Origin of the sequence: Pontibacillus chungwhensis BH030062 (assembly GCF_000770675.1) — a bacterium.
Classification (GTDB): domain Bacteria; phylum Bacillota; class Bacilli; order Bacillales; family BH030062; genus Pontibacillus; species Pontibacillus chungwhensis.
The window spans coordinates 177,946-190,006 of sequence record NZ_AVBG01000005.1 but is presented as its reverse complement, the minus strand read 5'-3'; the positions used below and the strand labels follow the sequence as shown (position 1 = coordinate 190,006).

12 protein-coding genes and 1 riboswitch are annotated in these 12,061 nt (G+C 40.1%); of the genes, 5 read left to right on the top strand and 7 right to left on the bottom strand.

Annotated elements, in window-relative coordinates; translation table 11 throughout:
• Nucleotides 1–427: 427 nt before the first annotated feature.
• On the bottom strand, nucleotides 428–1,723 hold the full coding sequence (locus tag N780_RS09035) for a nucleobase:cation symporter-2 family protein (RefSeq protein ID WP_036782691.1): 1,296 nt from the start codon (nucleotides 1,721–1,723) through the stop codon (nucleotides 428–430).
• Complete coding sequence (locus N780_RS09030) at nucleotides 1,720–2,310, bottom strand: xanthine phosphoribosyltransferase (RefSeq protein WP_036782688.1); 591 nt, start codon at nucleotides 2,308–2,310, stop codon at nucleotides 1,720–1,722. Before N780_RS09030 ends, N780_RS09035 begins: the two co-directional genes overlap by 4 nt.
• Before the next feature lie 126 nt (nucleotides 2,311–2,436).
• Nucleotides 2,437–2,538, bottom strand: a riboswitch (purine riboswitch).
• Between the two features lie 203 nt (nucleotides 2,539–2,741).
• Between N780_RS09030 and N780_RS09025 the strand changes: the two genes are divergently transcribed.
• A complete protein-coding gene (locus tag N780_RS09025; protein ID WP_036782685.1) occupies nucleotides 2,742–3,134 on the top strand; it encodes a VOC family protein in 393 nt (130 codons plus the stop codon).
• Between the two features lie 115 nt (nucleotides 3,135–3,249).
• Complete coding sequence (locus tag N780_RS09020; protein ID WP_036782682.1) at nucleotides 3,250–4,260, top strand: potassium channel family protein; 1,011 nt, start codon at nucleotides 3,250–3,252, stop codon at nucleotides 4,258–4,260.
• Here N780_RS09020 and N780_RS09015 read toward each other — a convergent pair.
• Together N780_RS09015 and N780_RS09010 are read right to left on the bottom strand one after the other, a co-directional pair.
• Entirely contained in the window at nucleotides 4,249–4,653 is a 405-nt protein-coding gene (locus N780_RS09015; RefSeq protein ID WP_036782679.1) for a YugN-like family protein, read from the bottom strand. The genes N780_RS09020 and N780_RS09015 overlap by 12 nt on opposite strands.
• Nucleotides 4,654–4,773: 120 nt before the next feature.
• Nucleotides 4,774–6,057: a GntP family permease gene (locus N780_RS09010; protein WP_036782675.1), complete on the bottom strand. Its 1,284-nt coding sequence runs from the start codon at nucleotides 6,055–6,057 to the stop codon at nucleotides 4,774–4,776.
• A 305-nt stretch (nucleotides 6,058–6,362) separates the two neighbouring features.
• Between N780_RS09010 and N780_RS09005 the strand changes: the two genes are divergently transcribed.
• A complete protein-coding gene (locus N780_RS09005; RefSeq protein ID WP_036782673.1) occupies nucleotides 6,363–7,139 on the top strand; it encodes a 3-hydroxybutyrate dehydrogenase in 777 nt (258 codons plus the stop codon).
• Between the two features lie 428 nt (nucleotides 7,140–7,567).
• Here the strand turns inward: N780_RS09005 and N780_RS09000 are convergent, their stop codons facing one another.
• Nucleotides 7,568–8,920: a glucose-6-phosphate isomerase gene (locus N780_RS09000; protein WP_036782671.1), complete on the bottom strand. Its 1,353-nt coding sequence runs from the start codon at nucleotides 8,918–8,920 to the stop codon at nucleotides 7,568–7,570.
• Nucleotides 8,921–9,084: 164 nt separating this feature from the next.
• Nucleotides 9,085–10,251, bottom strand: coding sequence for an iron-containing alcohol dehydrogenase (locus N780_RS08995; RefSeq protein ID WP_036782669.1), 1,167 nt, complete (start codon nucleotides 10,249–10,251; stop codon nucleotides 9,085–9,087).
• 213 nt (nucleotides 10,252–10,464) lie between these two features.
• On the opposite strand from N780_RS08995, the gene N780_RS08990 reads away from it, so the two are divergent.
• Nucleotides 10,465–10,701 carry a DUF378 domain-containing protein gene (locus N780_RS08990; RefSeq protein ID WP_036782665.1) on the top strand — a complete coding sequence of 79 codons (237 nt, stop codon included), beginning with the start codon at nucleotides 10,465–10,467 and terminating at the stop codon, nucleotides 10,699–10,701.
• Between the two features lie 88 nt (nucleotides 10,702–10,789).
• On the opposite strand, the gene yugI is transcribed toward N780_RS08990, so the two are convergent.
• Complete coding sequence (yugI, locus tag N780_RS08985; protein ID WP_036782662.1) at nucleotides 10,790–11,194, bottom strand: S1 domain-containing post-transcriptional regulator GSP13; 405 nt, start codon at nucleotides 11,192–11,194, stop codon at nucleotides 10,790–10,792.
• A 304-nt stretch (nucleotides 11,195–11,498) separates the two neighbouring features.
• Between yugI and N780_RS08980 the strand changes: the two genes are divergently transcribed.
• Nucleotides 11,499–11,855, top strand: a complete 357-nt coding sequence (locus N780_RS08980) for a helix-turn-helix domain-containing protein (protein ID WP_036782659.1) — start codon at nucleotides 11,499–11,501, stop codon at nucleotides 11,853–11,855.
• Nucleotides 11,856–12,061 lie beyond the last annotated feature (206 nt).

Sequence of the window (12,061 nt, the reverse complement as noted above, 5' to 3'; positions counted from 1 at the left end):
AACACGTTCCACTGTCAACTATCTTGCCCCTCACCAAGCCCTTTTCATGCAAATGAACACGGTTTATCCTCTGAACCATTCCACATAGGCTGAAATATTTTAGCCGTAAGGGACCGCTGGCACATCAGATAGCTTGTTTCCCTTCCCTCTAATAATGAAAAGGTGGGCCTGGAAACTGCGAGACTCCCGTGGGGTGAAGAGCCTAGGTGAGACCCCGGAGACCGGCATCGCCGGTTGAGGAGGCTCACCAGCTCCCCACACGAAAGCGAGTGGTTTCCAGGCCCACCTTACTCTCAACTAAAGCTAACGGGAACATTCTCTCAGTTTCGAGTCTCCATAATTACAGACCTTTCTTGAACAAATGAAAACAAACAAGTTTGTTAGACCATAAAAAAGACCAAATCAAGGGATTTGGTCTTTTCCTATTTTAGGATGCTATTGATTGTGATCTTTCTGGTTGTTCGCGTTTCATTTTGTGAGGGACAACATTTAAAAAGAGATTTAACAGAATAGCGGTTAAACTACCTGCTACAATTCCATTATCCGTTAGAATCTGGAGTTGTTCAGGGAGTTTGCCGAACAAGTCAGGGGCGACTGTTACACCTAGTCCCATGCCGACAGCACAAGCGATAATTAATAGGTTTTCCTGCTCCTTTAAATCAACCTGACTTAACATTTTAATTCCATAAGCAATGACCATACCAAACATCGGGATCATCGCTCCTCCTAGAACAGGTTTAGGAATTAATGTAGTTATAGCTCCTATAATAGGGAATAGTCCGATCGCAATTAACATAGCGCCTGCAATGTAAATGACGTTTCTTGATTTTACGCCAGAGAGCTGAACAAGCCCCACATTTTGTGAATACGTAGTATAAGGGAAAGCGTTCATGAAACCACCGAACAGTATCGCTAACCCTTCTGCACGGTATCCTTTTGTAATGTCTTTCTCTGTAATCTTTCTGTTTGTTATGTCACTTAAAGCAAAATAAACTCCTGTGGATTCTACAAGACTCACAATGGCTACTAGAATCATAGTTAAGATTGGAGCCACCTCAAATGTTGGGGCACCAAAATAAAAAGGTGTTGGAATTTTAAATAAAGCAGCATCAGCCAAGGAAGAAGTATCAATTTTGCCCATAAAGACAGCTACAAAACTCCCCACTACCAACCCAATTAAGATTGAGACAGATCTGACAAATCCTGTGAACGCTCTTTGTAGCACAATGATCAAGAGAAGCACACCGAACGCAAGGAGAAGGTTCGAGATACTTCCGAAGTCTTCACTCCCTGCACCCCCAGCTACATTATCCATTGCAACAGGAATTAGTGTAATTCCTATAATTGTCACCACAGACCCCGTTACTACTGAAGGGAAGAAAGACACGAGCTTCCCAAAGACCGGCGCACTCAACAACACGAATAAGCCTGCTGCAATAATTGCCCCATAAATAGCTGTTATCCCCGAGCTGCTCCCAATAGAGATCATTGGGGCTACCGCGGTAAACGTACACCCTAAGACTACTGGTAAGCCTATACCAAAGAACCGATTGCTGACAGCTTGCAGGATGGTCGCTACACCACACATAAGTAAGTCAATCGATACAAGGTAAGCCAGATCTTCTGCATTTAACCCTAAAGAGCTCCCTACAATTAAAGGAACGATGACAGCTCCTGCGTACATAGCCAATACGTGCTGAAGTCCAATCGTTATATTCTTCATGCGTGAACCCCCGTTTCTTTATAAAATGTGACACGTCCATTTTGAAGCGATTGAACCCGAGCTAACGATTCAACTCTTACTCCTTTCGATTGTAAGATCTCTCTCCCTGATTGGAACCCCTTTTCTATTACAATACCAATCCCAGCAACCTGAGCACCTGTCTGTTCAACGATATCTATTAATCCAAGACCTGCTTGCCCATTTGCTAAGAAGTCATCAATAATGAGTACACGATCATCAGGCGATAAAAATTCAGAAGATAAACTGATTTCGCTCCACTCTTCTTTGGTAAAGGAATATACTTTAGAGGTAGCAAGCCCATCTGTAAGCGTTAATGATTTTCTTTTTCTAGCAAAAATCACCTTTACCCCCATAGCTAATCCCGCCGTTACAGATGGAGAAATCCCAGAAGATTCAAGCGTCACAATCTTAGTAATCCCTTCATGTTTAAAACGTTCTCTGAATGCTTCTCCAATTTCCATCATCAAAAGCGGATCTACCTGATGGTTCAAGAATGAATCAACTTTAAGCACTTGATCATTTAAAACTTTACCTTCTTCCTGAATTCTTTGCTTTAACAGTTCCATGATGTATTCTCCTAACACAGACGCACCCTGAATAAAAAAACCTCACAAAAGGCACGAGTATCGCGCCATTTGTGAGGTTTCATTCTACAAGCAGTGAGAAATGGAGCTAGCTTTAAGCTAACTTCCACAAATGTATGCAATACTCATAGTCAGACCATTTACGGTAGTCTGGTAGAAACTTGCGAGCCATATCCTCGCCTTTATATGAGTACGTCCGAAATATTTTGTTGAGGTTAATTATAGGGGAATAATCCAAAGAATTCAACCCACTTTTTACCCTCACACGAATATAATTAATAGAAACTAATAAATTGTTCGTGTTTTCAAGAGGAGTTTTGATTTTGCCATAAAGGGAAGTCTATTAAATATACATCAAGAACTATTCTATTCAATCATCTACTAATCAAACTACATTCAGGAGGCGAATTATTTTGAATATATGTGCAATTAATATTTACGTAAGCGATCTGGACTTCGCCATACAATGGTACAATGAAGTGCTAGATTTAAAGAAATCGAGTGAACATGATAACTATCCTACTTGTATAGACCTATTACACGATCAAAACATTCGGTTAACACTTCACAAAACAGAACGCGACACAGATATTGAGATCTGGAAAGAAGCATCTACCATTATTACGTTTGAAGTTGAAAACATTCGCGCTACCATGAAGGATTTGAAAGAACGTGGTGTGCGCTTTTATAACGAAGAGCCTGTATGGTTCCCGGATGGAGAACGCATTGCGTTTAGTGACCCTTTTGGTAATGTTCATGAGTTAGCTGAAGTGAAGGAAAATGCAAATGAAGAAAAAACGTGTTAAAAGAACCTATTTATATAGGTTCTTTTTTTTATTTCGCGTACCATTCTAATGTTGAACATCTCTTATAAAATAAATAATTTCTGGGCATACTGGTAGAAAAAAGCGGAGGTTTCGTATGAAGGTCCATTTACACCAAGCCATTCAATGGTATTTCAGAACACCAGTCTTCCTTAGGTTGCTTCTGACGGTCGCCTTTTTTATGATTTTCTTCGGAGCTGTCGTCCATTGGGTGGAACCTGATGCCTTCCCAACCGTTTTTGACGGGATTTGGTGGGCAGTCATTACAGGCTCTACCGTAGGGTACGGGGATTACGTTCCATTATCGATCTTCGGCAGAGTAATAGGCATCTTTCTTATAATTGCCGGAGGTGGCCTTGTTACCTTTTATATGGCAACAGTATCTGCATCTACTGTCAAATATGAACGAAACCTCTCAGAGGGAAAAGTAGATTATAGAGGAAGCAATCATATTATTATCGTTGGCTGGAATGAAAGAACGAAACAATTACTCAATATGATTACAGATTATATAGATGAGGAGAATATCGTACTCATTGATAAATCATTAGATCAATTAGGGTATCAGGAATATAAGCTGCATTATGTTAATGGGGATGCTTCTGAAGACAAAACACTGAAGAAAGCACGTATATCCGATGCACGTTGCATGATTATCACGTCAGACCCATCTAAAGAAGAGCACCAGGCCGACCAAATCAGCATTCTTACAACCGTAGCAGCAAGGGGCATGAACCCTGATTTATTTATCATCACTGAGATCTTGTTAAAGAATCAAGTCACCAACGCAAGAAGAGCTGGAGCTGACACGGTCATACGTTCAAATGATTTCATGAGTACATTGTTTTTCCATGAATTATATCGTGAAGCACACATTAAACCATTTGATACACTTGTAGCTCAACTTTCCTCCCAGCAATATAAACAAATAATTGTTCCAGATCAAATGGTAGGAGAAACCTTTAAGTACTGTGCGTTATCCTTTTTAGAACAAGAAGAACTGTTGTTGGGAATGGAACAAAACGGAGAGCTTTTCATTAACCCTCCGTCTCAATCCATTTTAAAAAAGGATGATCACCTTATCGTCCTCTCGAATTTAAGTGAGTAAAATCCGTTCTAGTTCTTCGACAAGCTCTTTCCCAGTATCGATATATTCTTCAGGGAACTCTGCATCAGGGTCTTGAGGTTCAGAGAATTGATCAAAGGATGCACTGAAGTTACCAACGTGCACATTGTCGTCCAGACCTCTTTGGTATTTATGAGACAGTAAATATGGCTCACCAAGCCTTACTGTAACCTCCTTATCGTCTAGCTGACCATTTACAACGGAAAAGGGAACTCTCAAGAACTGATACCCCACCTCATCAGAGATCTTATAATCAAACGAGCCATGGTCATAATCCCAGTTACCACCAATATCGTATCCACGGGGTTTTAGTTTCTGCTCAAGATCAAATAACGAAAAAACTTGCCCTTGTATCTCAGAAGGAATCGGAATCATTTTATCTCCCGCCTTTCTTTTTCCTTAGCTTACCCCAACCCAATCAGCCGATATGCACAGAAGAGATGAATAAAAAACGGCCCCCTATTGAATAGGGGGCCGTTTCACCTTTTCCACAATTTATACAAGGCCTACGTAAGACATAAGAATACCTACTACGGTTGCGATAAATGGAATGAGTAGCCCTACAAAGAATATATCCTTGTATGAATCCTTGTGAGTCATTCCCGTAATGGCAAAGACAGTCAAAAGGGCACCATTATGAGGCAAAATAGACGCCCCAGAAGCTAATGCTGTAACACGGTGTAAAATCTCAGGATTTAACCCCATCTCTAATGCTTGCTGGTAGTATTCTGACCCAAGTGCATTTAATGTGATGTTCATACCACCTGAAGCTGACCCTGTAATCATGGCCAGAACTTGTGTGGACAATGCATCAGAAATGGTAAGACCACCTTTGATATTTAATAAAGCCTCTTTAATAGCTGGAAACGCAGGAGCATTCTTCACTACAGCACCGAACCCAACAGCCGCACCGGTATTTACAACGGCTGTAACCGCTCCTTTAGCGCCATCATTCATAGCACCCGTGAACTTCTTGAAAGCTTTAAAGTTCAGTATAAATGTGAGTACAATTCCGATTAAAAGTGCGCTAAGCATTTCTAAATTCATTACGTTTATAGAGATCACAACAGCTAGAAGGGGTAAGAAAGAAAGGAAAACGTTTGGATCCTTGCCCTCCTCTTCTTCTTTCTTTTCTTCACCACCTGGCTCCGTAAATCCTTCGCCTGCTTTAGTTAACTTATTAGCACGGTAAGACAGATAGAAGTATCCCCCTACAGCCATAATAAGACCTGTTACAATTCCCATAATCGGAGCTGCCATCATAGTCGTATTAAAGAACTGTGTTGGGATATAGTTTTGCACTTGTGCTGTTCCCGGTAATGCCGTCATCGTAAATGTGAAAGCTCCAAGAACAATCGTTCCGGGTATTACTTTACGGCTAATGTTAGCCTCCCTAAATAAATTCAATGCTAAAGGATACATAACAAAAACAACAACGAAAAGACTAACTCCTCCGTATGTAAGAATCGCAGCACCTAAAAGCACCCCTAAAATAGCTCTCTCTTTTCCGACGATCTTAGAGAGAAAAGAAGCTACCGTTCTCGCGCTTCCAGTAACCTCCATCAATTTCCCGAATACAGCACCAAATAGGAACACCGGGAAGAAATCTCTTGCAAATGACGCAAATCCAGACATAAAGTCAGATGTAAAAGCTGTGTAAATATCCATGCCAGAAAGTAATGCGACTATAGCTGCTGCCACAGGAGCGATCCACAAAATGGACCAACCTAAGTACGCCATCACCATTAAGGCAATTAAACCTACAATAATTGCAAACACGCTTTTCGACCTCCTCTTTCATTTTTTGTTAATTTTTTTAGATATAATTCCATAAAAAATCAATACAGAGAATTACCCTATATTACTCCAAGATAATCCTAAATCCTATCAAACCCTTATTTCCAGCGATATGCTTTGATCTCAAAAATTCTTTTTGTTGCTAAAATAAAGAAAATTATGCGTATTTTCATCTTAATCAAAATTTTTGAGTTGATTGTGCAACTAACTTATAATTTCTTTAGATCGTAAAAGGACGATCATTCTAATTGAATTGAAAAATACATTGAATTGGGGAGGAAACAATCATGGTTGAAAACCAAGTAGTATTTATTACAGGAGCTGCACGAGGTATTGGTTACGAAATCGGGGAAACATTTGCTGAAAATGGAGCAAAAGTTGTACTTTCCGATGTAAATGATGAAGGTGTACAAGAAGCAGCAAATTCTCTTACAGAAAAAGGTTTAAACGCGATTGGCGTAAAAGCTGACGTAACAAGTGAAGAAGAAATCGAAGCTGCTATTGATAAGGCTGTTGAAACTTACGGCCGTCTTGACGTTCTTATTAACAACGCAGGGCTTCAACACGTATCTCCAATCGAAGAATTCCCAACAGACAAATTCCGCTTAATGCAAGATATTATGCTTACAGCACCATTTATCGCTACGAAAAAAGCATTTCCAATCATGAAGGAACAAGGATACGGCCGTATTCTTAATATGGCTTCCATCAATGGATTAATTGGCTTTAGTGGTAAAGCTGCATATAACAGTGCTAAACACGGTGTAATTGGCTTATCTAAAGTCTCTGCCCTAGAAGGCGCAGAACACGGCATCACAGTTAACGCCATTGCTCCAGGCTATGTAGACACACCATTAGTAAGAGGTCAAATGGAAGACCTTGCAAAATCACGCGGTGTCGAATTAGAAAAAGTACTAGAAGAAGTGATCTATCCGCTCGTTCCACAAAAACGCCTACTTCAGGTAGAAGAAATTGCAGACTACGCAATGTTCCTATCTAGTGAAAAAGCGAAAAGTGTAACAGGACAAGCGATTGTCATTGACGGCGGGTATACAGCTCAGTAACTCACTGATATATATAGAAAAGGAGGACCCTAATCGGATCCTCCTTTTTTTATAGGCTCCGTTATTGTTTAGTGTTGATTTGTTCCATATAAGGCTCCTTACACTTGAGCCGCTTTTGATGAATCTTGAGGCGGCATCACCTAACTTGAGTCACTCCCTGATAACCTGAGCTGGAATTCGAACGACTTGAGTCAATTTTGCCGAATGTTGAGTCATTTCACCACCTGCTTGAGCCAGTTCCTACTAACTTGAGCCACTTCATCCTCTAGACGAGCCGCTCCCCCCCCCCAACTTGAGTCAATTCCCAGCTACGCGCCCTTCTTTCCAAGACTTGAGCCAATAAGCACCACCCACCCCCTGCACTATTTCCACCAAAAAAAAAAACGAGCACCTCAATCGGTGCTCGTTCACAACTTCATCATTTAATCTTATTTGTTCAAACGTTGTTCTAGTTCTGCTTTTTGAGCTTCAAATCCTGGCTTACCAAGTAAAGCGAACATATTCTTCTTATACGCTTCTACACCAGGCTGGTCAAATGGATTGACCCCTAGAAGGTAGCCACTAATAGCACATGCTTTTTCGAAGAAGTAAACCATATAACCGAATGTATATGCATCTAATTTTGGAACATGAACAATTAGATTTGGAACCTCTCCGTCTGTATGAGCAAGCATAGTTCCCTCATAAGCTTTCTCGTTCACAAAATCAATTGTCTCTCCTGCAAGGTAGTTCAATCCATCCAGGTTCTGCTCGTCTTCTTTAATCGTCACATCACTCTTAGGTTCTTCAACATGAAGAACGGTTTCAAACAAATCACGACGACCATCCTGAACATATTGACCCATTGAGTGAAGATCAGTCGAGAAGTTAGCGGAAGATGGGAAAATTCCTTTTTGATCTTTTCCTTCACTTTCTCCGAATAACTGCTTCCACCACTCAGCAAAGTATTGAAGAGCTGGCTCATAGTTTACAAGCATCTCAATGGTTTTACCTTTACTATATAGAGCATTACGTACTGCTGCATATTGATAAGCCGGGTTCTTCTCAAGATCCTCTTCACTTAACTGTTGTTGAGCAAGCTGAGCGCCTTCCATCATTTCTTGAATGTTAATGCCACTTGCAGCAATAGGAAGAAGTCCAACAGCAGTAAGTACAGAGAAACGGCCACCAACATCATCTGGGATAACGAAACTTTCATAACCCTCTTCCGATGCTAACGTTTTAAGTGCACCTTTTTGCTTATCTGTTGTCGCATAAATACGCTTACGCGCTTCTTCTTTACCGTACTTGTTCTCCAAGAACTCACGGAAAATTCGGAAAGCAATAGCAGGTTCAGTTGTTGTACCACTCTTTGAAATAACGTTTATAGAAACGTCCTTGTCCTTGATTGCGTCAAATAGGTCGTTAACGTATGGAGCACTGATGCTATTCCCTACGAAAAAGACTTGTGGTGTTTCACGCTGATCTTTAGACAGTTCATTATAAAACGAATGGTTTAACATTTCCAACGCCGCACGAGCACCTAGATAGGATCCTCCAATACCGACAACAAGTAAAACATCAGAGTCTGATTTAATCTTTTCTGCCGCCTTTTGAATACGAGAGAACTCTTCTTTGTCATATTGTTCAGGAAGGTCTAACCAACCTAAGAAATCGTTCCCAGCACCTGTTTTATTGTGTAAAGAATGGTGCGCTAGCTTTACAGTTTCTTTTATATTCGTTAATTCATGTTCACCAAAGAATGGTAATGCTTTTTCATAATCAAAACGAATGTGAGTCATTATGTATCCCTCCAACTTATCTTTCTAAACTTCACTTTATCGAAACGCTTACAGCAAATCAAGCGATCTTAAACATGTAAGCGAATACAGACTGTAATTTCCGTTAAAAATCGTTCAAAAGAAATAGAAAGCAGGCTGAGAACAGCCTGCTTCTTGATTCATGCTTATAGAGACATTTCTAAAATCGTTTTTACATCTTCGTCATGAAGTTGTTTAAAGTTGCCGAATGGACCACGCTTCATTGCACGATCTACAATAAGATCTAGCTGATCATTACCAATGTCGTAGTCGGCAAGACGTTCAGGAGCACCTAGAGATGTCCAGAACTCACGTAATTTATCTATACCTTCTAACGCCACGGTACGATCGTCTTTGCCTTCTGGGTCTACTTCAAATACGCGCACAGCTAGTTGCTTAAAGCGATCTACATTATGATCCACGTTATGCTTCATCCAGTTAGGGAAAAGAATCGCAAGTCCTCCTGCGTGCGGAATATCATAAACCGCAGAAACCGCATGCTCAATATTGTGAGTTGCCCAATCGCCACGGTAACCCATTTGTAGCATTCCGTTTAGAGCGATTGTCCCAGCATAAAGGATTGTTTCACGGTGCTCATAAGACTCAAGGTCCTCTAGCATCTTCGGCGCTGTTTCAATAACCGTTTTTAACACTCCCTCAGCCATACGATCTTGTACAGGAGCGTTTGTTGGCTGGTGGAAGTACTGTTCGAAAATGTGACTCATCATATCTACCATACCGTAAATCGTTTGATCGCGTGGAACGGTTAAGGTGTTAGTTGGATCTAAAATAGAGAACTTAGGGTTAGTGAAAGGTGGTGCACCCCAGCCATACTTTTCGTTTGTTTCCCAGTTCGTAATAACAGAACCAGCGTTCATCTCAGAACCTGTTGCTGCTAATGTAAGGACGGTACCAAATTCAATCGCATCTTCAGGTGTCGCTTTACGCGTAACAAGATCCCATGGATCACCGTCGTATTTTGCTCCTGTTGCAATCGTTTTTGTAGCGTCAATTACACTACCGCCTCCAACTGCAAGTAAGAAGTCAATATTATTTTCCTTAGCAAGCTCCACACCTTTTTTAACCGTAGCTAAACGAGGGTTGGGTTCAACGCCAGCCAATTCTGTAATAGTTACATTCATATCATTTAATTTATTAACAACCTGATCATATAAACCATTCTTTTTGATGCTTCCGCCACCATAAACAAGTAGCACATTCTTTGCATCGGAAGGGATTTCCTCTGATAATTTCTCTAACTGATCTTTACCAAAGATTAATTTTGTCGGATTGTGAAATACAAACTGTTCCATGTTGGTAAATTCCCCTTTCAGAATTAAGTCCAGTGTCTATTATGTCCAACATAATATCAAAGATCAAAAAATTAGCTTAGGCAATGCTACAGTTCATCCCCTATCCTTCGTCAAACCTTGAGTTCTTTCTATACATAATATTTTTGTATACTTCATCAAAAACTACAAAAGCTACTACAGAATCATATTCAAATTATGAAGGAGGAATAGATCATGAGTACTCTACAACGTATTGCTTTGTTGTTAGTAATCATTGGAGCTGTAAACTGGGGACTTATTGGATTGTTTCAGTTCGATTTAGTGGCAGCCCTATTTGGAGGCGGCGAACAGAGCGGCGCATTTGCACGTGTGATCTATACACTTGTAGGAATTAGTGGTCTTATTAGCCTGAGCATGCTATTCAAACCAAGTGAAGAAATGGCTGATCGCACTGAACCAGAGACTGAATAATTACTTTGTTTAAAGTCACACAGAATAGTGACGCTGTGTGACAACATAAAAAAGAGGCTGCCCTATAAAGGACAGCCTCTTTTCGTTATTACTTACGGAAAGTATTTTCGCGCTCTTTAGACTGGTTGATCCACTCGTCAAGCTTATCTTTAAGCGTGTTGAAGCCAGCTGGTGTACCTTCTTCTTGTTGAACAGCAGCTTGTTGCTTTTGCTGTTGAGGCTTACGCTGAGGTTGCTTCTCTTGCTTTGGAGCTTCTTGAGTCGCACGGATTGATAAAGAATATTTACCTTTTTCTTCATCGATGTTTAGGATTTTAACATTTACTTTGTCACCAACGTTTAGGTGCTCGTTAATGTCTTTAACGAAACCATGAGTAACCTCAGAAATGTGTACTAAACCTTGTACTTCTTCGTCTAAAGCAACGAATGCACCATATGGTTGAATGCCTGTTACTTTACCTTCCAATACTTGACCTGTTTCGAACTTTGCCATTGCTATACAACTCCCGATCTGTTTATATTCGTTTTATTTTCACGCAATAAATGATTATATCACAAGACCTTAATTTTCGCAAAAGGAAGTCGCACTTAAATCCTATTAAATCCCCTTGTACGAGCTCCCCCTATACAAGGGAATCAACACATGCAATTCATCCCCACACAGTTTTCCTGAATTCAAAAAATATTAAGTATCATGTTTCAAAATGTTGTTACATATAAACATTATTTTCCGAGTTTATGTATGATAAGATAAATGTATCATACTACATTTTGGAAAGGGATTAGGAGGCGTTCTGATGAGTTTAGGTAAACAAATTCGTACCCAACGGGAACAATTAGGCTTGTCTTTAGAAGACTTTGCCTTTCGCGTTCGAACCGGACAACAAACAATGGAAAGAATTGAAAATGACGAACACACCCCTGAATTACAAACGATCCTGAGAATATCCACTGTTCTTGATATGCCTGCATCTGAATTGTTAGAGAGTACAAACACGGCAAACGAATCAGAAATCGATGATGAATTAAACAATTTAATTATGGAAGTCGGCGTGAAACGAACGAAACTGTTTCTTCGCCATGTAAAAGAATTTACAGAAGACGATGTGTTAAAAGTTATGGAGATGCTAAAAGAAATTAAATATAAAAAATAAAAAAATCAGGTTTAACATTAGTTAAAAGCGGTAATATTGAGTAACGTAAGACTTTCTCGTATTCCCCCTGTGAGGCAAAGCGTACTCGGCGCTTTGCTTTTTTTTTGCCTTTTGAATGAAACCTTCCATTTCGCACACCCTAACGTCATGTAAGTTTTTAACCGATTCAAACGTTTAATACATGCATTTAAAAGGAAAAGCCTACT